22 protein-coding genes are annotated in these 19,239 nt (G+C 64.0%); 15 read left to right on the top strand and 7 right to left on the bottom strand.

Annotated features, from left to right (window positions below; all coding sequences use genetic code 11):
- Positions 1–32 precede the first annotated feature (32 nt).
- Entirely contained in the window at positions 33–548 is a 516-nt protein-coding gene (gene rplJ, locus BLW56_RS19695; protein ID WP_062182141.1) for a 50S ribosomal protein L10, read from the top strand.
- Positions 549–606: 58 nt separating this feature from the next.
- Positions 607–978, top strand: a complete 372-nt coding sequence (rplL, locus tag BLW56_RS19690) for a 50S ribosomal protein L7/L12 (protein WP_093513122.1) — start codon at positions 607–609, stop codon at positions 976–978.
- 120 nt (positions 979–1,098) lie between these two features.
- On the opposite strand, the gene BLW56_RS19685 is transcribed toward rplL, so the two are convergent.
- Entirely contained in the window at positions 1,099–2,121 is a 1,023-nt protein-coding gene (locus tag BLW56_RS19685; protein ID WP_093512913.1) for a hypothetical protein, read from the bottom strand.
- Positions 2,122–2,442: 321 nt separating this feature from the next.
- On the opposite strand from BLW56_RS19685, the gene BLW56_RS19680 reads away from it, so the two are divergent.
- Entirely contained in the window at positions 2,443–3,468 is a 1,026-nt protein-coding gene (locus tag BLW56_RS19680) for a D-alanine--D-alanine ligase family protein (RefSeq protein ID WP_093512912.1), read from the top strand.
- Positions 3,465–4,325, top strand: a complete 861-nt coding sequence (locus BLW56_RS19675) for an NTP transferase domain-containing protein (RefSeq protein ID WP_093512910.1) — start codon at positions 3,465–3,467, stop codon at positions 4,323–4,325. The genes BLW56_RS19680 and BLW56_RS19675 overlap by 4 nt, the downstream gene beginning before the upstream one ends.
- On the opposite strand, the gene BLW56_RS19670 is transcribed toward BLW56_RS19675, so the two are convergent.
- Entirely contained in the window at positions 4,246–5,688 is a 1,443-nt protein-coding gene (locus BLW56_RS19670) for an 8'-apo-carotenoid 13,14-cleaving dioxygenase (protein ID WP_093512908.1), read from the bottom strand. The two genes, BLW56_RS19675 and BLW56_RS19670, sit on opposite strands and share 80 nt — an antisense overlap.
- 134 nt (positions 5,689–5,822) lie before the next feature.
- Between BLW56_RS19670 and BLW56_RS19665 the strand changes: the two genes are divergently transcribed.
- The 6 genes from BLW56_RS19665 to BLW56_RS19645 all read left to right on the top strand — a co-directional run bounded on the left by BLW56_RS19665 (position 5,823) and on the right by BLW56_RS19645 (position 10,691).
- Positions 5,823–6,386 carry a TetR/AcrR family transcriptional regulator gene (locus BLW56_RS19665; RefSeq protein WP_256203717.1) on the top strand — a complete coding sequence of 188 codons (564 nt, stop codon included), beginning with the start codon at positions 5,823–5,825 and terminating at the stop codon, positions 6,384–6,386.
- 67 nt (positions 6,387–6,453) lie between these two features.
- Positions 6,454–8,238: a sensor domain-containing diguanylate cyclase gene (locus tag BLW56_RS19660; RefSeq protein WP_093512904.1), complete on the top strand. Its 1,785-nt coding sequence runs from the start codon at positions 6,454–6,456 to the stop codon at positions 8,236–8,238.
- Positions 8,239–8,430: 192 nt separating this feature from the next.
- The gene (locus BLW56_RS19655) at positions 8,431–8,784 is read left to right on the top strand and encodes a hypothetical protein (protein WP_143043524.1); all 354 of its coding nucleotides are present in this window, start codon (positions 8,431–8,433) and stop codon (positions 8,782–8,784) included.
- A 36-nt stretch (positions 8,785–8,820) separates the two neighbouring features.
- Positions 8,821–9,210: a hypothetical protein gene (locus tag BLW56_RS20720; protein WP_218140565.1), complete on the top strand. Its 390-nt coding sequence runs from the start codon at positions 8,821–8,823 to the stop codon at positions 9,208–9,210.
- A gap of 137 nt (positions 9,211–9,347) precedes the next feature.
- Positions 9,348–10,016 carry a DUF4197 domain-containing protein gene (locus BLW56_RS19650; RefSeq protein ID WP_093512900.1) on the top strand — a complete coding sequence of 223 codons (669 nt, stop codon included), beginning with the start codon at positions 9,348–9,350 and terminating at the stop codon, positions 10,014–10,016.
- Positions 10,017–10,154: 138 nt separating this feature from the next.
- A complete protein-coding gene (locus BLW56_RS19645) occupies positions 10,155–10,691 on the top strand; it encodes an FKBP-type peptidyl-prolyl cis-trans isomerase (RefSeq protein ID WP_093512898.1) in 537 nt (178 codons plus the stop codon).
- Positions 10,692–10,727: 36 nt separating this feature from the next.
- Here the strand turns inward: BLW56_RS19645 and BLW56_RS19640 are convergent, their stop codons facing one another.
- The 5 genes from BLW56_RS19640 to pyrE are packed head-to-tail and all read right to left on the bottom strand — an operon-like array spanning position 10,728 to position 14,448.
- Complete coding sequence (locus tag BLW56_RS19640) at positions 10,728–11,852, bottom strand: AI-2E family transporter (protein ID WP_093512896.1); 1,125 nt, start codon at positions 11,850–11,852, stop codon at positions 10,728–10,730.
- Between the two features lie 20 nt (positions 11,853–11,872).
- On the bottom strand, positions 11,873–12,709 hold the full coding sequence (gene lepB / locus BLW56_RS19635; protein WP_093512894.1) for a signal peptidase I: 837 nt from the start codon (positions 12,707–12,709) through the stop codon (positions 11,873–11,875).
- Between the two features lie 7 nt (positions 12,710–12,716).
- Positions 12,717–13,118, bottom strand: coding sequence for a holo-ACP synthase (gene acpS / locus BLW56_RS19630; RefSeq protein ID WP_093512892.1), 402 nt, complete (start codon positions 13,116–13,118; stop codon positions 12,717–12,719).
- Positions 13,115–13,861: a pyridoxine 5'-phosphate synthase gene (locus BLW56_RS19625; RefSeq protein WP_093512890.1), complete on the bottom strand. Its 747-nt coding sequence runs from the start codon at positions 13,859–13,861 to the stop codon at positions 13,115–13,117. Before BLW56_RS19625 ends, acpS begins: the two co-directional genes overlap by 4 nt.
- The gene (gene pyrE / locus BLW56_RS19620; protein ID WP_093512888.1) at positions 13,858–14,448 is read right to left on the bottom strand and encodes an orotate phosphoribosyltransferase; all 591 of its coding nucleotides are present in this window, start codon (positions 14,446–14,448) and stop codon (positions 13,858–13,860) included. The genes BLW56_RS19625 and pyrE overlap by 4 nt, the downstream gene beginning before the upstream one ends.
- 233 nt (positions 14,449–14,681) lie before the next feature.
- Between pyrE and coxB the strand changes: the two genes are divergently transcribed.
- The 5 genes from coxB to BLW56_RS19600 all read left to right on the top strand — a co-directional run bounded on the left by coxB (position 14,682) and on the right by BLW56_RS19600 (position 19,162).
- Positions 14,682–15,776, top strand: coding sequence for a cytochrome c oxidase subunit II (gene coxB, locus BLW56_RS19615; protein WP_093512886.1), 1,095 nt, complete (start codon positions 14,682–14,684; stop codon positions 15,774–15,776).
- A 15-nt stretch (positions 15,777–15,791) separates the two neighbouring features.
- Positions 15,792–17,465, top strand: a complete 1,674-nt coding sequence (ctaD, locus tag BLW56_RS19610) for a cytochrome c oxidase subunit I (RefSeq protein WP_093512884.1) — start codon at positions 15,792–15,794, stop codon at positions 17,463–17,465.
- 73 nt (positions 17,466–17,538) lie between these two features.
- The gene (locus BLW56_RS19605) at positions 17,539–18,450 is read left to right on the top strand and encodes a heme o synthase (RefSeq protein ID WP_093512882.1); all 912 of its coding nucleotides are present in this window, start codon (positions 17,539–17,541) and stop codon (positions 18,448–18,450) included.
- Positions 18,447–18,596 carry a hypothetical protein gene (locus BLW56_RS20715; RefSeq protein WP_177176049.1) on the top strand — a complete coding sequence of 50 codons (150 nt, stop codon included), beginning with the start codon at positions 18,447–18,449 and terminating at the stop codon, positions 18,594–18,596. The genes BLW56_RS19605 and BLW56_RS20715 overlap by 4 nt, the downstream gene beginning before the upstream one ends.
- An 8-nt stretch (positions 18,597–18,604) precedes the next feature.
- Positions 18,605–19,162, top strand: coding sequence for a cytochrome c oxidase assembly protein (locus BLW56_RS19600; protein ID WP_256203716.1), 558 nt, complete (start codon positions 18,605–18,607; stop codon positions 19,160–19,162).
- Positions 19,163–19,239: the final 77 nt, after the last annotated feature.

Genomic DNA, 19,239 nt, shown 5'->3' with positions numbered 1-19,239 from the left:
AGCGCATCCGGGCAGATGAGTGGAGTATAGGCATGGATCGTACGGAAAAGGCCGAAGCCGTATCCTCGCTGAACGCTACGCTGGCATCAGCTGCCTCGGTTGTGGTCGTCCGCAACCTCGGCATGACCGTCGCTCAGTCGACGGTGCTGCGCCAGCAGATGCGCGACGCAGGGGCCGACTTTCGCGTCACGAAGAACCGTCTTGCCAAAATCGCGCTCGATGGCACGTCCTACACCGGTATCGGCGAACTGCTGACCGGTCCCACGGCCCTTGCAACCTCGACCGACCCGGTCTCGGCTGCAAAGATCGCCGTGGAATTTGCCAAGACCAACGACAAGCTTGAAATCGTTGGCGGCGGCATGGGCGACGTGGTCCTCGACGTGGATGGCGTGAAGGCGCTGGCTTCGCTTCCCTCGCTCGACGAGCTCCGCGCCAAGATCATCGGTCTGGTGCAGGCTCCGGCCACCAAGGTTGCACAGATTGCTGCAGCCCCGGCGGGTCAGCTGGCGCGGGTTTTTGGCGCATATGCCGCCAAAGAAGCAGCGTGATTTCGAACTAACCTTGAAACTTACTGCCGGGATATCCCGGTTCTGATGGAGAATGAACATGGCTGATCTCGCAAAGATCGTTGAAGACCTGTCGGCGCTGACCGTTCTGGAAGCTGCTGAACTTTCGAAGCTGCTCGAAGAAAAGTGGGGCGTTTCGGCTGCCGCTGCTGTTGCTGCCGCTCCGGCTGCTGCCGCTGCTGGCCCGGCTGCTGAAGAGCAGACCGAATTCGACGTCATCCTGACGGGTGACGGCGGCAACAAGATCAACGTGATTAAGGAAGTCCGTGCGATCACCGGTCTGGGTCTCGGCGAAGCCAAGGCGCTCGTCGAAGGCGCACCGAAGGCCGTCAAGGAAGGCGCCAGCAAGGCTGAAGCTGAAGAGCTGAAGGCGAAGCTGATCGCCGCCGGCGCGACCGTCGAACTGAAGTAATCAGTTGGCGAGGGGGCCGGCCGGTTCGACCGGCTGGACTCCAGCGAAATAGAAAAGGGCGGTGCCGCGAGGCACCGCCCTCTTTATATGCGGTGAGGGGACCACCGCGGAGTGTCCGGCCTAATTCTTGGAATAACCCGGACGGAAGCTGGTCGAGGTCCGAACGCGGCCGGGTTCGGGGCGACGGACTTCCTGTTCCTGCATCGCCGGGGCGGGGCGTTGGGCGATTTCCCAGGCGCTGACCGGCTTGCGGGTTACATCCTTCTGACCAGCCAGCGTTTCCTCATAGGCGGTGCGTTCCTGACGATCGAGGAAGCGCGCGCGCTTCAGGCGCTTGCTGAGCGTTGCGAAGGGATTGTCGTCGGTCGGACCGGCGAGCGCCATCGCTTCGTGACGGCCCATGCTTCCGCTCGGCGCCGCGGCGAAGGCGGGAACGGTTCGCGGAGCCACTTCCTCGCGCGGGGCATAAGCAGGCGTGACCCACTGCGGCGCTTCGGCTCCCGCCGGATCGGCAGCGGGCGTGCGCGCATATTCATAGGTCGGCGTCTCCTCATAGGCCTCTTCCGTAGTGCGGCGACGACGGGCAAAGGCGAGGCCGAGACCCCCTGCGATGAGCAGCGCTGCTGCGCCGCCGGCGAGCTCCCACGGAAACTCGTTCCCCGTCGCACTGGTCCGTTCGACCGGCACCGGAGCCGGCTCGGCGATCGGTTCCACAGCAGTCGTCACCGGCGCGGCGATCGGCGCCGCCTCGTCGAGCAGCGGGGCGTCGGTTGCCGGCGTAGCGGCAGGCGTTGCGGCGGCCGGCGCCGTGGTTGCCGGCGCTGCGGCTGCGGGCCGTGCGCGTTGCGCCGGGCGCTCGGCGCGCGGGGCAGGGGCGGCGGCGCTTTCGGCAGCCTTCGGTGCCGGAGCGGTTGGTTCGGGGGCGATGTCGAGCGGTACGCGGATGACAGGGGTCGATGCCGGGGGCTGGGCCGCTTGAGGTGCAGCAACCGGCGCGACCGGCGCGGGCGTGCTCGGCTCGGCCACCGTCGGCGGGGTTTGCGGCGTCGGCGCCGCGACCGGCGGTGTCATCGTAACCGTCGGAGTTTCCTGTGCAAAAGCGCTGGGGGTGGACAGGACCAGGAACGCGGCAATCGCGCTCATGGCGGGGCGGGAGAGGGCGATATTCTTTGTCATAGTGAAGAACGAACGAACCGGCAGACGAAAGTGCTGCCCGGAAAGCGCCAATTCCGCGATGAGCCGTGTTCGTCGAACGGCGCGGCGAAGATTTCGATGTCACTGACCGTGGCGGGTGACCATTTTTGCGGTCAGGCGAGGAAGGCCGTAATCCCGGAAAAAGCTTGTTTGAAAGCCCACATTTCCGTGGCGGAACGAAATTTTATGACACGGATCTTCCGCTTTTGTGGCACGCCAGTCACCAATTCGTCATCCCGGCGCAACCCTGGGCGTGATCAACGCCGCGCCATGAAAACGACCGACCTTGCGCCGACCCGGCTGCCGAACCGCCTGCGCGACACGCAGCGGCTTCTCTTCATCGCCAAGCATGCGCGCTGGACCGGCGGGCTGCATGCCGACGACGGCAATCATGCGCTGTATCACCGCGAGATGCGCGAGACGCTCGAGGGGCTCGGTATCGAATTGCTGATCGCCGACAGCTATGCCGCGCTGTTCGACCGGCCCGCCGCTGATTTCGTCTTCCCGCTGCTCAACCGTGGCGGCTTCTTCAATTCGGAAATGCTGCTGCCGTTGCTCTGTAACCAGCACGGCCTGCCCTATCTTGGCGCGTCGCCGATCGTGCGCGGCCTCTCGGACGACAAGCATCTGACCAAGCTCGAGGCTGCGGCGCGCGGGGTGCCGACCGCGCCGTGGGCCTTGTTCCGCCGCGGCGCCCCGGTCGACGTGTCGCGCTGCCCGCCGGCGCGACGCTGGGTGATCAAGCCGAACAACAGCTCGGCCTCTTGGGGCGTCCGCGATGCGCACGACCGGGTTCAACTTGCGCAGGCGGTTGCCGAAATCCACGCGCTCGATCATGACGCGCTCGTCGAACCCTTTATCGACGGCAGCGATATCGAGGTGCCGGTGATTACCTTGGACGGCGAGCCGGCGATGCTGCCGATGATGATCTTCGAACAGGAAGACCCGACCCAACTGCGCACCTATCAGGAAAAGCGCGATCTCGTCGGCAACGTCGGATATTGCATCAAGCGCTTCGACGATCCCGCGATCGGCGAACAGATCGCTGATTACACAAAGCGCATGGCGGACATCTTTCGTCCGTTCGACTATGGCCGCTTCGAATTTCGCGTCGATCACGCGACGGGCGATGTCCGGTTGCTCGAGGTCAATCTCAACTGCAACCTCTGGTCCGAAAAGCTCTTCTCGCGCTCGGCGGTCGCCGCCGGCTTCACGCACGCGAGCCTGATCGAGACGATCGTCGCCGAAAGCATGATCCGCCAGATCGCGCCCGCGGCGCAGCGGAACGCCGCATGAGCGGTTCGATCCTGATCCTCGCGGGCCGCCGCCACGGCGCGGTTGACGCGCTCGCTGAGGCATATGGCGTCGCCGACAAATGTCTTGTGCCGGTCGCCGGGCGGCCGATGATCGCGCATGTGCTGGAAAGCGCGGCCGATAGCGGCGTCAGGCAGGTTTTTGTGTCAACGCATCATGCCGACCTGCTCGGCGATCTCAAGGATCCGGTCGTCGATCTGCTCCGCGATCGGTTGATCGTCGTTGCTGCGGCCGACAATCTCGCGGATTCGGTGCTCGCGATCGCGGGCGTCGCCAATTTTCCGCTGCTCATCACGACCGCTGACAATTGCCTGCTCACCCCCGCGACGATCGCCGAGATCGAGGGTGAGGCGGAACGGCTAGGCGCCGATGCCGGCGTGGCGTTGGCGCGGCGCGAGGATGTGCTGGCGGTCCATCCCGAAGGTCAGCGGCGCTTCTACGAATTTTCGGATGTCGCGGTGTCGAATTGCAACGCCTATTGGATCGGGCATCCGAATGCGCTGCGCGCGGCAGAGGCGTTTCGCGGCGGCGGCCAGTTCGTCAAGAAGCCCTTTCGCGTCATGCAGGCGTTCGGGCTGATCAACCTGCTCCGCTTTCGGTTCGGCTTGGGGCCGATCCATCACATCTTCGGGCAGATTTCGCGACACCTGAAGGTCGAAATCGCCCCGTTCCTGGTGAGCAACGGGGCGACTGCGATTGACGTCGATAACGAGCGTTCGCTGCGAGTAACCGAGGCGCTGATGAAGCGCCCCGATATCGTTAATCCGCGACCCAGTTCCCGTGGAAACCCGGCGGAACGCGGTGCGGCAGGTGAACGACAGCTTGCGGTGACCCGCTGAAGTCATCGGCGTTGAGGATGACCAGCTCGGTCGTCTCATGGTTCATGTCGACGACCAGCCCGATGAGCCAGCCGTCATCCTCCGCGCTCTCGGCGCTCCGCGGCACAAAGACGAATTCGCCGGGGTGGCGGCCGGGGCCGAAATCGTGGATGGCAGTCGTGCCCGCTTCGAGGTCGTGCTTGAACAACCGCGTCTCGGCCAGCGCCCATTCGGTGGATTCTCCGTCGGGGATCGCGATGCTGTAGGCATAACGATAGGGCCGCGTCGTCAGCCGCTCGTCATAGCGCGGAAATTCCTGCGCATGATCGTGGATGACAGTGCGGGTTGTCGTTCCCCCCACCGGATCGATCGTCCAGCGTTCGAGGCGCGATTTCTGGCTGTCCGGACCGCGCTTCGATTCGGCGAACATCGTTTCATGTGCCACGACGTCGACGATGACCTTGCCGTCCGCCGTCTCATAGGCGTTGGCGGGGTGGAAGACATAGCAGGGCTCGACCGGCACCCAGACGATGCTGTCGCCGCTGCCTTTCCTGGGGAGGAGGCCGACGCGGGCCTGATGCGCTTCGTTCCACGCATAGGGAAAGCGATAACCGCCGAGCAGCATCTTCATCGAGAAGGTGACGGGCAGGTCGAAGACCAGCACATGGTTTTCGGTGATCGCGCAGTCGTGGATCGAGGGGCCATCGCTGACCGCGATCGCTTCCTCGCGGATCACATGTGCGTCCTTGTCGAGGACGACGTGCCAGACCTTGTTGGGCTCGTCGCCGCGATAGGTGATCGCATGCATCTCGTCGGTGAAGGGGTCGTGATGCGGGTGCGCGGTGTAGCTGCCGACCAGCGTGCCGTCGAAAGGGTTGTGCGCGATCGTGTTCAATTCATAGCCGAGCTCGACCGGCTTGCCGCCCGCTTCGACGATCGCGAAGGTGCGACCGGCGAGGCCGACGACATTGGTGTTGGGGGCGTCGTTGCCGTCCGCGCGCTGGCCCGGGGGCAATTCCTCGCCGAGAACGGCGCAGGCTTCGCTGCCGCGGACCCAGCGGTTGCGATACCAGTCGGCCTTGCCGCCCTCGATGCGGATGCCGTGGACCATGCCGACGCCGGTGAACCAATGATAGCTCGCCGGGTCGGGCTGGGCGGCGGGGTTCGGTCCGTTGCGCAGGTAGCGGCCGGTCAGCGCAGCAGGGATTTCGCCGTCGACGCGCAGTTCCTCCAGCGTGAACTCCTCGGTCATCGGTTTGTGGATGCCGGTCAGGAAGGGGTGGGCGTCGGTGGGGCGGGGGAGGCGCTTGCGGTTGAAGTCGGCGACCTTGCCGATGCCTTTGACGACCGCGCCGCGAATCAGGGTTTCGACGTTGCTTGCCATGATGTTGCTCCTTACGGATGTTGGCGAAAGTGCCGCGTGGCGTGGGGCTTGTGCGGACGACTCGATATGTTTACAGTGGCAACATGATGGCAAGCAAAGATAACAGTGTCAACATAAAAAGCGACGGTCCGAAAGTGGCTGGCGCCTATCATCATGGCGACTTGCGCGCGGCGGTGATCGCGGCGGGGCTCAAGCGACTGGCCGAGGGGGACGGCGCCGAACTCGGCCTGCGCGCGCTGGCCCGCGATGTCGGAGTGAGCGCGACTGCGCTTTATCGACATTTTCCCGACAAGGAGGCGCTGCTCGACGCGCTGGCAGATGAAGGATTGCGGCGGCTGGGCGCGCTGCAGGCGCAGGCGTGGCTCAAGGCGGGCGGCGCGGTCGCCGGCTTCAAGGCGACGGGCATCGCCTATGTCCGCTTTGCGCATGACGAGCCGGCGCTGTTCCGGCTGAGCTTCACGCGGCAGAGGCCCGAACGCTGTCCCGACGGCAGTAGCGATGGCGGCGAAGTCGCCTATAATCTGCTCCGCGCCGGGGTCGGCGAGGCGCTTCCCGGCGTCGACGATCCCGATACCGCGGCGTTGCACGCCTGGGCGCTGGTGCACGGCCTTGCGATGCTGATCCTCGATCGGCGCATCGCATGGGACGAGGCGAAGGTGGCGGAAGTTGTCAGCCTGACCTTTGGCGGCGTCGGCTGACGGGCGGCCCGGCGTCCGCGCGATTAATATTAGCGGTTTATTTTCCCCTTTTGGGTTAACTGATCGCATGACCCAGTCGCTGACCCCCAGAGTCGAAGCGGTCTTTTGGTTCCTGCTGACCGCAACGGGATATTTCCTGCTTGCGAGCCTGTCGCTGCACACCACAAAGGGCGCCGACAATATCGCGGCGGTATGGCCGCCGAGCGGCTATTTCCTCGCGCTGCTGATCCTGATGCCGGCATCGGCCCGGATCGCGGCTTTTGCCGGGATGGGGGTGGCGAGCCTTGGCGCCAATCTGTACGGCGGCGCCCCTCTGGCCTCGTGCCTCGCTTTCACATTCTCCAACGGCTGCGAAGCCGCAGTAGCCTTGTGGATACTGCGGCGCCGCGAGCCGGGCGAGCTGTCGTTCATGGTGCCGCGATCGGTCGTCAGTTTTTGTATCGCGGCGTTCAGCGCCAGCGTGGTGAGTGCGATCCTCGCATGGGCTTTGGCGGGCAAGGGGCCGGACTTTCTCCTGTCCTGGCTGACCACCGTATTGCTCGGCATGCTGATCGTGACCCCACCGATCGTAATGCTCACCCGTCTGGTCGGCACGAATGCGATGACGAACGCATCGATCGCGATGAAGGGCGAAGCGACCGCGATCCTGACCGTTACCGGGCTGGTCACCATATTATGCTTTTCACAGTCGCAATTTCCCGTAACTTTCCTGCCGTGCATCGCGGTCGTCGCGGCCGCCTATCGGCTTGGGCCCTTCGGGGCCGCGGCGGGAATGCTGATCGTGACGATCATCGCGTCGCTGCTGACCGGGCAAGGCTATGGACCGATCGCCGCGATCGAGGGCGTGCAGAAGACCCGCGTGCTGTTCCTGCAATTCTATCTGCTCATCCTGTTGTTCACGACGCTGCCGCTCGCGTCGCTGCTGATCGGCCGTCAGCGGCTGGCAAAGCGTCTCGAACAGAGCAACCGCTGGCTGCTGCAGGCCGAGGCGGCGGCGCTGGTCGGGCATTGGCGCGTCGACCTGGTCGGCTGGACGATCACCTGGTCGGACCAGACCTATCGCGTGCATGGGCTGGAACCTGGGACGCCGGTCGACGTCGAATATAGCGTCAAACAATATGTGGCGGAGGACCGGCTGGCGGTCCGCAAGATTCTGGCCGAGGCGGTCCGGACCGGCGAGCCGTTCGAGTTTCAGGGCCGCATATTGCGAACCGACGGCGAGATCCGGTACGTCAAATCGCACGGGTCGATCGAGATGGGGCGCGGCAGCAAGGCCACCGGCATCTTCGGCACCGTGCAGGACGTGACCGAGACGGTCGAGAATGCGCGTATCCTCGAGGCGGCGCGCAGCGCGGCGGAGCGCGTCGCCAACACCGACATGCTGACCGGCCTGCCCAATCGCCGTCACACGCTGGCTTTCCTCGAAAGGGCGCTTGCGGGTGCGCGCGAACATGGCGCGCCGCTTGCCGTCGCGATTTTCGATATCGACCATTTCAAGCGGATCAACGACACCCACGGCCATGCGACGGGCGATCAGGTGATCCGCCGCGTCGCGCATCGCGCGCGGGCGGCGCTGCGCGACGAGGATATGGTCGGCCGCATCGGCGGCGAGGAGTTCGTCTGCATTCTCCAGCGATCGAGCGCGCAGGCCGCCGAGATCGTCGCCGAACGCGTCCGCAAGGCGGTTGAGGCCGGCACCGCGGTCGAGGACGACCTGCCCGATGCGACGATCAGCGTCGGGCTGGCGATCTATGACGGCGAGGCCGACGTCGAGGAACTGATGCACCGGGCCGACAAGGCGCTGTATGTTGCCAAGCGCGAAGGGCGAAACCGGCTGCGCATGGCGGCGTGACGACGGGCGGCCGATAACGCAATATTCGGGATTGGGCAGCATCGGTCAATTGCCAGTTATTTTCCGCAGAGAGGGGCCCCGGACTTTCGGAAAGGTTCTGCGCCATTTGACGAGCTTCTGAAAGCGCGTCAGCAACTTGCCGATGGCGGGTTCGAAGAATGGCTTTACGCCCGCGCCGAAGGCGAGGTGGAGGTGCCGGAAACCGAAGAGCAGGCCCTAGAAGCCCAATGGGCCGAGGATGATTTGCGGCTTCGCGTTCAGACGGCCGGCGGAGTCGCTATCGCAGCTGCTTTCCTGGGTATGCCGATCGTTACGCTCTTCTCGACGTCATTGGCGGTCCAAATTCCCTTCATCTGGGGCTTTATGAATATCCCGCTTTTGACGTTTGCTATCATCACTTGGCGGCGGCGCGAGCTGCGATTTGGCCTCAAGCGCCCGGTCAAAGGCCGCAAGGCCCGCATTATGGTTGTGCTGCTGGTGCTTTCTTCATTCGTCTCGTGGGTGTTGGCTGTTGCGAATGTCGCCATTGTCAGGGGAGGATCTTAGGGGGCGTCGAAGGGCTGAAAACGGCTGGTTGCGGACATGGGTCAACTCGTTCATTACCCAAATATGATGCAAAAGGCGCTATTGCTCATCGTAGCCGCCGGAGCGTTGAACGCATGCGATGCGGCAGACACGCGCGCAAAACGGCTGGCGGCCATAGAAGAAGTTGAAAGAGCGTGCCGCATACCTAAAGGCACTATTGATCGAATGGTAGCGGATGAACCGGCCAGCGATGGACAATCGTGCGATCCAATAAAGAAACAATGCCAGGAAAGTCGTTTTATTCACTTGGGCAATGCCGACTTCGAACCGAACCTTCTATGCCGCTTCTCCTGCATCAAAGGTTACAGGTCTAGCGACGGATATAATTTCGGCCTTTATCTTCATAGCATAAATGTCCGAGACGAACCTCAGACCGATAATTGTTGATCCGGCCAGAGATTGCTGAGGCGACAACTACGTAAGCGCTTGAGGGTCCGCTCTCCACCTCTAAGCGGCTGTTGCGCTTTGGCCGCGCCGACATTGCTGATAGGCTTCGCACCGATAGCAGGCAGAAAGGTGGCGTCATGGACAGGAACGAAGCGATGATGGAACGGCGCATGCTTCTGGCGGGCGCGGCCGCGATGTTCGCGTTGATCCATGCGCCGTTGGCGATGGCGAAGCTGCCGAAGAGCGGGGTGAAGGGGCTGATTGCGGGCGCATCGGATGGCGCGCTCGACAAGCTGGCGGAGCCCGGCGCCTTTTATCGCGACACGGCGGTGCGCATCCTGTTGCCGGGTGCGAACGGCAAGCTGGCCTCGAAGCTTTTTGGCGTGGGCGACAAACTTGGCCTGACGACCAATTTGACCAAAAGCCTGAACGACGCCGGCGGCAGGGCGGCGGGCGAGGCGAAGCCGGTCTTTCGCGCCGCGATCGACAATCTGCGCTGGACCGACGCGCCCGCGCTGGTGTCGAAAAATGACGGCGCGACCCGTTATTTGCAGACGAGTGCGGGCGATGTGCTGTTCACCAAAGTGTCGCCACTGGTCGGATCGGCGCTGGAGAATGTCGGCGCCTATCGCCAACTCGACCAACTGTCGAAGGGCAACCAGTTGATGGCATCGGCGGGGCTGACGCGCGACGGGCTGACGCGGTCGGTGACCGAGCAGGCGCTGAAGGGCATATTCCACTATATGGCGGGCGAGGAAGCGGCGCTGCGGCGCAATCCGGCGGCGTTGTTGAAGGGCGTGTTTTAGGGCCTGACTGCAGTAGCCGCCGCTGTCGATGGACTGGCGCACCGCACGCATATTGCCTCTGGACCGTTCCGCGCTGCTCCGCCTATAGGCCTCGCGAGCAATTTCGCCCCGGCCGGGGCAGCGGAAGGATCATCCAAGATGAGCGTAACGACGGTTCCATTGCGTCCGGTGAGCAAGGGCGGCCTTTGGCTGATGTGGTTCGGCCTCGCCGCGCTGCTGGTGGCGGGCGCGGCCTTTGCCTGGCACATGACCCCACGCATCGGGTTCGAGGTCGTCAAGGAAGGCACGGGAACAAGCCCGACCAAGGCCGATGTCGTCCTGGTGAAATATGAAGGCAAGCTCGACGACGGCACCGTCTTCGACGCCAACGAACAGGCGCCGATGCAGGTCGCGCAGGTCGTCCCCGGCTTTTCGGAAGCGCTGACCCGCATGAAGAAGGGCGGCGAGTACAAGATCACCATTCCCGCGCAGCTCGGCTATGGCGACCGCGCGGTCGGTCCGATCCCCGCGAACAGCACGCTGCATTTCAGCGTGACCTTGCTCGATTTCCGCTCGGAAGCCGAAGTTCGTGCGATGCAGCAGCAGATGCAGCAGCAACAGATGATGCAGCAACAGCAGATGCAGGGCGGCCCCGGTGGCCCGGCGGGTCCGCCGCCCGGCGCGCCGCAGCAATAAGCGGCCGGTCTTTACGAAACAGCAGCGGCGGTGGGCTCAAGTGCCCGCCGCCGTTTTCTTGTCGGCGGCACCGGCATTGCGTTCGGCCTCGCGTTCCAGCGCGACCTTGATCATCGCGACGATCGGGTCGGCAAGGAACAGGCCCATCAGGCCGAGCAACGCGCCGAAGAGGATCTGCGCGCCGAGGACGAGGGCCGGGGCGAGGTCGACCGTCTTTTTGGCGACCATCGGGACGATCAGATAGCCGTCGACCGTCTGGACGATGAAATAGATCGCGATCGCCCAGAGGCCGGTGTCGGTCCCCGCCGAAAAGCCGACGAGGACGAGCAGCACGCCCGACACGATCGCGCCGATGTTGGGGATGAAGGCGAGCAGTCCCGTGAGCAGGCCCATCAGCGCCGCCATCGGGATGCCGACGGCGAGGCAGGCGAGCCAGGTGCCGATCCCCTCGACGAGCATGCCGAGCAGGCGGCCCGCCATCAGGCGGCGCAGCGTGAAGCCCATGCGCGCGGTGGTGATGTAGAAATTCTCTCGGGCTTTCATCGGCAGCATCCACGCGACGCCGCGCTCGTACAATCGCGGTTCGATCGCGATGAAGATGCCGAGGACGAGGATCATGACGACGCTGGTCAGCCCGCCGAGCACCGTTCCCACCGCGGCGGTGACGCGCCCGAACGTGCCGGCGAGATTGTCGGTGATCGTCTTGGTGTCGAGCTGGAAATTGCCCATGCCATGATCGGCCGCCCAGGCCGCGATGCGTTCGATCTGCCCCATAACGACGGTTTGCAAGGTCGCGGCCTGGTCGGCGATCTGCGAACCCGCGAACATCACCGTCCAGATCAGGAAGGCGAGCAGCGACAGGCAGACTATCAAGAGGCGCCAGCCGCGCGCGATCGGCAGCACGCGGCCGAGCAGACGCGTCCCGCCGTCGAGCATCGATGCCATGACGATGCCGGCAAAGATCAGCAGGATCGGCTGGATCAATACGATGCACACACCGATGAGTAGCGCGAGGCCGATCCAGACGCCGGCCTTCAAAAGCTCGGTGCGGACAAGCTGGCTGCGGATTTCGGTGGGGCCGGGGGCTTCCCTGTGCGCCTCGGCCTTGGCGGCGGCAGATGCAGCGGTGCGCGTTGCTGCTGGTTTTCGTGTCGCCGCCATGCCGTATGTTCCCCGTAGTGTTAGCTGCCTTGACGCTCGGGCCGCAGGTCGGTTCCCGCGCGCCCCGATCTGAGGGCGTTAAACCAGCTCAATGGGTTATACCACTCGGCAGTTCCGTCGGTCGAAAAACTGATGATCTCCGCGCGTCCGGCAATCGCGTCGAAGGGAACGGGGCCGCCGAGACCCTTCTGATTCGTATCGACGCGGCTGTCGGCGCTGCCGTCGCGATTGTCGCCCATCAGGAAAACATGGTCGGCGGGCACGGTGATCGGGCCATAATCGTCGGTCGCATAGCCGGGCCCCATGTCGATCGTGTCGAATGTCGCGCCGCCGGGGAGGGTTTCGCGGACGATCGCCAGTTCGAGCACTTCCTTGCCCTTCGCATCGCGGTTCACGAAACGGAACAGGCTGCTGTCGGGGCTGGGCAGGTTCGGGTCGACGGGAAGCGCCAGCATCGGTTGTATCTCGCGCTTCACGGGTTTGCTGTTGATGCTGAGTTCGCCATTGCGGAGTTCGATGGTGTCGCCGGGCAGGCCGATCACGCGCTTGATATAATCGATGCGCGTTACCGGATGTTCGAGCACGACGATGTCGCCGCGTTCGGGCAGCTTGCCGAACAGCCGGCCCGCGATCTTGGGCGCGAGGTGGAAGCTGACAGACGAATAGGACCAGCCATAGGGATATTTGCTGACGATCAGCCGGTCGCCATTGCGCAGCACCGGCATCATCGAATCGGACGGAATATAGAAAGGCTTGGCGACGCAGCTGTGGATGCCGAGCACGAGGAGCAATATCACCACCACATCGCGGATCAGCTTGCCCCAGCCGCCGTCATCCTTCGTCCTGTCTTTCGCCATTATTCGTTCAGTCCTTGATTGCTTCGATGATGACGAAAGCCTGCGCCCACGGATGGTCGTCGGTCAGTGTCAGGTGGATATGCGCGCTATGGCCGGGCGGGATGATCGCCGCGAGCCGTTCGGCGGCGCCGCCGGTGAGCGCCAATGTCGGTGCGCCCGATGGGGCGTTGACGACGCCGATGTCCTTCATGAACACCCCGCGTTTGAACCCCGTGCCGACGGCCTTCGAGAAAGCCTCCTTGGCCGCGAAGCGTTTGGCGTACGTGCCGGCGCGGGTGAAGGGGCGCCGCGCCGCCTTGGCGCGCTCGACGTCGGTGAAGACGCGATTCTCGAATCGCTCGCCGAACCGATCGAGCGAATTCTGGATACGCTCGATATTGCAGAGGTCGGAGCCGAGGCCGATGATCACGCGCCCCGCGCCTCGTCCATCAAAGCCCGCATCCGGCGCACCGCATCCTCGAGCCCGGTGAAGATCGCCTCGCCGATAAGATAATGGCCGATGTTGAGTTCGGCGAGCTGCGGGATCGCGGCGACGGGCACGACATTCTCATAGGTGAGGCCGTGCCCCGCATGCGGTTCGATACCGTTTTTCCATGCGAGCGCGGCAGCGTCGGCAAGGCGGCGGAGTTCGGCGGCGCGGTCCTCGCCCTCGACATGCGCGTAGCGGCCGGTGTGGAATTCGACGACGGGCGCGCGGAGACGCATCGCGGCCTCGATCTGGCGCGCATCGGGTTCGATGAACAGGCTGACGCGGATACCCGCATCGTTCAGCCGGGCGACGATCGGCGCGAGATGATTATGCTGGCCCGCGGCGTCGAGCCCGCCCTCGGTCGTGCGCTCCTCGCGCTTTTCGGGGACGATGCACGCCGCGTGCGGTTTGTGGCGCAGCGCGATCTCGAGCATCTCGTCGGTCGCCGCCATTTCGAGGTTGAGCGGCAGGTCGGTCGCCGCCTGGATGCGCGCAAGATCGTCGTCGCGGATATGGCGCCGGTCTTCGCGCAGATGCGCGGTGATGCCGTCGCCGCCGACCGCCGCGACGATTTCGGCCGCGCGCACCGGATCGGGATGCTCGCCTCCACGCGCGTTGCGGATCGTCGCGACATGGTCGATGTTGACGCCGAGCCGCAGGCGGGAAGGGGGCGTGCCGTTCAAGCCGCGACGCTCCGGCTGCCCGGCTTGATCGCGGGGGTGCCCGCGAGTTCGGGCGGCAGTTCGTCGGCGGCATAGGTCGGGAAGTTGATCGCGACGAGCGGATAGAAGGGCACGCCGAGGTCGATATTGCTGCCCGCCGAGCGATCGACGAGTGCGGCTTCGGCGACGATCTCGCCGCCTGCGGCGCGGACGGCATCCATTGCTTCGCGCGACGAGAGGCCGGTGGTCACGACATCTTCGACCATCAGCACCTTGGCGCCGGGTTCGATCGCGAAGCCGCGGCGCAGTTCGAAGGTGCCGGTCGGGCGTTCGACGAAAATCGCCGGCTTGCCTAGCGCGCGGCCCATTTCATGCCCGATGATGACGCCGCCCATGGCGGGCGAGACGACGATATCGATCGCCTGGCGAAGGTCGCGCGGCAGCTTTGCGGCGAGCGCGACAGCGAGGCGCCCGGCACGCTCGGTATCCATGAGCACGCGCGCGCATTGCAGATAATATTCGCTGTGCCGGCCGGAGGAGAGCAGGAAGTGTCCCTGGAGCAGGGCGTCGGCGGCGCGGAACTCGGCCAGAATTTCGTCATCGGTCATGGGAGAATTATTCTTTTGTCCTGTGCTTCGCCCACGGCGGGCGAGCGGGTTTGAGCGGCGAAGATTATCCAGCCGCAAAATAGTGTTAGAGATGCTTGAGGCAAGCGGCAAGCGGGTCTATAGCGCCCGCGAGATTCAGCCTGTCCGATGGCTGCGTGGACCTGTGTCCAGCAGTGGGGAAAGGCCGGCTGGGGCATCAATAAGAACAACAGGCAACGGGCGGCACTATCCTTATGAAGAGCTTGAAAACCCTTGTAATTGCGGCGGCTTTGTCGCTCGGCGCGGTGGGCGCCGGCCATGCGCAGGCACCTGCTGCGGCTCCGGCCGAAGCACCCGCCGCAACGGCTCCGGCGAATCCGGCTCCGGCTGCCGCTGAAGCGGCTGCTCCGGCAGCGGCGCCGGCTACGACGACCGCCGCGGCTCCGGCTGGCGATGCAACTTATGTCCCGATGAAGCCGACCCCCGGGGTCGGTCAGCCGGTCGACGCGGGCATCGATTTCCAGCCGCAGGTGAGCCCGGTCGGCGAGCAGGCTTACTGGTTCAACCATGTGATCCTGCTTCCGGTCATCACGGTGATCACGCTGATCGTCCTCGGCCTGCTGCTCTGGGTTGTGTTCCGTTTCCGCGCCAAGGCGAACCCGGTTCCGTCGAAGACGACGCACAACACCTTCATCGAAATCATCTGGACCGCCATTCCGGTGCTGATCCTCGCGGTGATCGCGGTGCCTTCGATCCGGCTGCTGGCCCAGCAATATGAGCCGCCGAAAAAGGATGCGCTGACGATCAAGGTCACGGGTTACCAATGGTATTGGGGTTATGCCTATCCCGACCAGGGAATCGGCGAATATGTGTCGAAGATCCTGCCCGAGAAGGACGCCGTCGCACGCGGTGAGCCCTATCATCTCGCGGTCGACAATCGCATGGTCGTCCCCGTCGGTCGTCAGGTGAAGCTGATCATCACCGGCGCCGACGTGATCCACAGCTTCGCGGTTCCGGCCTTCTGGACCAAGATGGACGCGGTCCCCGGCCGTGCCAACGAAACGACGTTCACCGCGAATAAGGTCGGCGTCTATTACGGTCAGTGCTCGGAACTCTGCGGCGTCGATCACGGCTATATGCCGATCGCCGTCGAAGTGCTTCCGGTCGACAAGTGGGAAGCCTGGGTCCGCTCGAAGGGCGGTAATCCGGCCGGTCCGGTCGCCGCCGAAGCTGCGCCCGCCGCTGCTCCGGCCGCACCTGCCGCGGCTCCCGCAGCCACGCCGGCTGCTGCCACGACCGAAGCTGCACCGGCAGCGGCGCCCGCCGCCGCACCGGCCGCCAAGAATTAATAAGGGGTCCGACAGATGACCGATATCGCAGCGACTGCACCCGCGCACGGCCGCGACCATGCGCACGATCATGACCATGATCACGACACGCCCGGCTTCTTTGTCCGCTGGTTCATGTCGACGAACCACAAGGACATCGGTACGCTCTACCTGATCTTCGCGATCATCGCCGGCATCGTTGGCGGCGCGCTTTCGGGCATGATGCGTCTCGAGCTTGCGCATCCCGGCATCCAGTATCTGGGCAGCTGGGCGCAGGCGCTCGGCGGCGCGCAGGATCTGACCGCGGCCAAGCATTTCTGGAACGTGATGATCACCGCGCACGGCCTGATCATGGTGTTCTTCATGGTCATGCCCGCCATGATCGGCGGTTTCGGCAACTGGTTCGTTCCGCTGATGATCGGCGCGCCCGACATGGCGTTCCCGCGCATGAACAACATCTCTTTCTGGCTGACCGCAGTTGCGTTCGTCATGCTGATGGGGTCGCTGTTCGTCCCCGGCGGCAGCGGCAATGGCGCGGGCACCGGCTGGACGGTCTACGCTCCGCTGTCGACCAGCGGTTCGGTCGGCCCCGCGGTCGATATGGCGATCTTCTCGCTCCACCTTGCCGGTGCGGCGTCGATCCTCGGCGCGATCAACTTCATCACCACCATCTTCAACATGCGCGCGCCGGGTATGACCCTGCACAAGATGCCGCTGTTCGTATGGTCGGTGCTGGTTACCGCCTTCCTCCTGCTGCTCGCGCTGCCGGTTCTCGCCGCGGCGATCACGATGCTGCTGACCGACCGCAACTTCGGTACCACCTTCTATGATGCGGCCGGCGGCGGCGATCCCGTCCTCTACCAGCATCTCTTCTGGTTCTTCGGCCACCCCGAAGTGTATATCATGATCCTGCCGGGCTTCGGCATCGTCAGCCAGATCATCTCGACCTTCAGCCGCAAGCCGGTGTTCGGCTATCTCGGCATGGCTTACGCCATGGTCGCGATCGGTGTCGTCGGCTTCATCGTGTGGGCGCACCACATGTTCACGGTCGGCATGAGCGTGAACCTGAAGATGTACTTCACCGCGGCGACGATGGTGATCGCGGTCCCGACGGGCATCAAAATCTTCAGCTGGATCGCCACCATGTGGGGCGGTTCGATGAGCTTCAAGACCCCGATGGTCTGGTCGCTCGGCTTCATCTTCATGTTCACCGTGGGCGGCGTGACCGGCGTCGTGCTCGCCAATGGCGGCGTCGACACCAACCTGCACGACACCTATTATGTCGTCGCGCACTTCCACTATGTGCTGTCGCTGGGCGCGGTATTCTCGCTCTTCGCCGGCTTCTATTACTGGTTCCCGAAGATGTCGGGCCGGATGTACAGCGAAACCCTGGGTCAACTGCACTTCTGGATCTTCTTCATCGGCGTGAACGTCATGTTCTTCCCCCAGCACTTCCTGGGTCAGCAGGGCATGCCGCGCCGTTATCCCGACTATGCGGAAGCCTATGCGCACTGGCACCTGATCTCGTCCTACGGTTACGTGATCATGGGCGTCGGCATGCTCTTCTTCTTCGCGAACGTCCTTTACTCGCTGTTCGCCGGCAAGAAGGCCGCCGACAATCCGTGGGGCGAAGGCGCGACGACGCTCGAATGGACGCTGTCGAGCCCGCCGCCGTTCCACCAGTTCAACGAACTGCCCCGGATCGCGTAAGCTTTATCGCCTGATCGGTTTTGCCCCCTGCTGACATTCAGCAGGGGGCTTAGCCTTTCCGGCCGGAGTAATTATGGCGCAGAGCCTGACCCATGGCGAAACGGCGCTTCCCGCCGATTGGCGCGACTTGTTCGCGCTGACCAAGCCGCGCGTCATGTCGCTGGTGGTGTTCACCGCGCTGTGCGGCCTGCTTGCCGCGCCAGTATACGTTCCCCCTGTTCTTGCCTTTTCGTCGATCCTTGCGATCGCGTTGGGGGCAGGGGCCTCGGGCGCGCTCAACCAATGGTATGAAGCCGGAATCGACGCCAAGATGAAGCGGACCGCGGGCCGGCCGCTTCCCGCCGGGCGCCTCGATCCGCAGACGGCGTTGCAGTTCGGCGTCGGTCTCGCCGCTTTTTCGCTGTTCCTGATGCTGTTCGCGTCGAACTGGCAGGCGACCTTGCTGCTGCTTGCTTCGATCCTTTTCTATGTCTTCGTCTACACGATGTGGCTGAAGCCGCGGACGCCGCAGAATATCGTCATCGGCGGCGCCGCCGGTGCCTTTCCGCCACTGATCGGCTGGGTCGCGGCGACGGGTTCGGTCGCGCCGCTGCCGGTGCTGCTCTTCCTGCTGATCTTCCTTTGGACGCCGCCGCATTTCTGGGCGCTCGCGCTGTTCGTGCGTTCGGACTATGCCGCCGCGGGCATTCCGATGATGCCCGTCGTCGCAGGCGAGAAGTCGACGCGGCGCCAGATTCTCTTTTATGCCATCATCATGGCGATCGGTGCGATTGCCCCCTGGCCGCTGGGCTACACCGGTGCGCTCTATGGCTGGACCGCGGTCGTCTTGTCGGCGATCTTCGTGCTGCTTTCGATCCAGGTCGGAACGCGCTCGACGGGCGAGGGCGATTTGATGCAACCCGAAAAGCGCCTGTTCGCTTATTCGATCGCCTATCTTTTCATATTGTTCGGCGCAGTCGTCGCCGACCATTGGTGGCCGCTATGACCGACGAACCGAATCTCGAACCTTTCGATGAAGCCGAATATCGGCGTCGCCAGCGCAGTCGCGCGAACATGATGGCGTGGATGCTCGGCGCACTGGCGATCCTGTTCTTCTTCATCACGATCGCCAAGATGCAGATTTTCTCATGATCGGGCGCATGTCCCCGAACGCGAAGACCGCAAGCCTTGCCGCCTTGATGGCGCTCGCGATGACCGCCCTCGGCTTCGCAGCGGTGCCGCTCTATGATCTTTTCTGCCGCGTCACCGGCTTTGGCGGGACGACGCAACGCTATGATCCCGTCGCTGCCGCGGCCGAACCGCAGATCTTGTCGCACACGATCTCGGTCCGCTTCGACGCCAATGTCTCTCCGAACCTGCCGTGGAAATTCTATCCCGAGCATCCGCGCGATACGGTCAGCATCGGTGCGCGCGACATGGCGATCTTCATTGCCGAAAATAATTCGGCGCATCCCGTCGTCGGGACCGCCAGTTTCAACGTCACGCCCGATCAGGCGGGCAAATATTTTACCAAGATCCAGTGCTTCTGCTTCACCCAGCAACGGCTGGAGCCGGGGCAGCAGATGCGCATGCCGGTGTTGTTCTTCGTCGATCCGAAGATCATGGACGACCCCGACGCGCGCGACGTGCAGGAAATCACCCTCAGCTACACCTTCCACCCCTCCGATCCAGTAGACGAGGGTAAAAAGGCGAGCTAAGGCCGCGAACAAGAGTCTAACAAGACCGGCAGGTGATGGGGAATCATCATGCTGGGGCTGCTAAAAACGGGAAACAC

Source organism: Sphingopyxis sp. YR583 (genome assembly GCF_900108295.1).
Taxonomy (GTDB): domain Bacteria; phylum Pseudomonadota; class Alphaproteobacteria; order Sphingomonadales; family Sphingomonadaceae; genus Sphingopyxis.
The sequence above is the reverse complement of the archived record's forward strand: the minus strand, read 5'-3'. Positions and strand labels throughout refer to the sequence as shown.

Coding starts and splice junctions, on each gene's coding strand:
- lepB (WP_093512894.1), bottom strand. CDS start 12,709: ATGGCGAAAGACAGGACGAAGGATGACGGCGGCTGGGGCAAGCTGATC.
- BLW56_RS19675 (WP_093512910.1), top strand. CDS start 3,465: ATGAGCGGTTCGATCCTGATCCTCGCGGGCCGCCGCCACGGCGCGGTT.
- BLW56_RS19645 (WP_093512898.1), top strand. CDS start 10,155: ATGAGCGTAACGACGGTTCCATTGCGTCCGGTGAGCAAGGGCGGCCTT.
- BLW56_RS19670 (WP_093512908.1), bottom strand. CDS start 5,688: ATGGCAAGCAACGTCGAAACCCTGATTCGCGGCGCGGTCGTCAAAGGC.
- BLW56_RS19680 (WP_093512912.1), top strand. CDS start 2,443: ATGAAAACGACCGACCTTGCGCCGACCCGGCTGCCGAACCGCCTGCGC.
- rplL (WP_093513122.1), top strand. CDS start 607: ATGGCTGATCTCGCAAAGATCGTTGAAGACCTGTCGGCGCTGACCGTT.
- BLW56_RS20715 (WP_177176049.1), top strand. CDS start 18,447: ATGACCGACGAACCGAATCTCGAACCTTTCGATGAAGCCGAATATCGG.
- BLW56_RS20720 (WP_218140565.1), top strand. CDS start 8,821: ATGGGTCAACTCGTTCATTACCCAAATATGATGCAAAAGGCGCTATTG.
- pyrE (WP_093512888.1), bottom strand. CDS start 14,448: ATGACCGATGACGAAATTCTGGCCGAGTTCCGCGCCGCCGACGCCCTG.
- BLW56_RS19650 (WP_093512900.1), top strand. CDS start 9,348: ATGGACAGGAACGAAGCGATGATGGAACGGCGCATGCTTCTGGCGGGC.
- BLW56_RS19660 (WP_093512904.1), top strand. CDS start 6,454: ATGACCCAGTCGCTGACCCCCAGAGTCGAAGCGGTCTTTTGGTTCCTG.
- coxB (WP_093512886.1), top strand. CDS start 14,682: ATGAAGAGCTTGAAAACCCTTGTAATTGCGGCGGCTTTGTCGCTCGGC.
- rplJ (WP_062182141.1), top strand. CDS start 33: ATGGATCGTACGGAAAAGGCCGAAGCCGTATCCTCGCTGAACGCTACG.
- BLW56_RS19600 (WP_256203716.1), top strand. CDS start 18,605: ATGTCCCCGAACGCGAAGACCGCAAGCCTTGCCGCCTTGATGGCGCTC.
- BLW56_RS19685 (WP_093512913.1), bottom strand. CDS start 2,121: ATGAGCGCGATTGCCGCGTTCCTGGTCCTGTCCACCCCCAGCGCTTTT.
- BLW56_RS19605 (WP_093512882.1), top strand. CDS start 17,539: ATGGCGCAGAGCCTGACCCATGGCGAAACGGCGCTTCCCGCCGATTGG.
- BLW56_RS19640 (WP_093512896.1), bottom strand. CDS start 11,852: ATGGCGGCGACACGAAAACCAGCAGCAACGCGCACCGCTGCATCTGCC.
- ctaD (WP_093512884.1), top strand. CDS start 15,792: ATGACCGATATCGCAGCGACTGCACCCGCGCACGGCCGCGACCATGCG.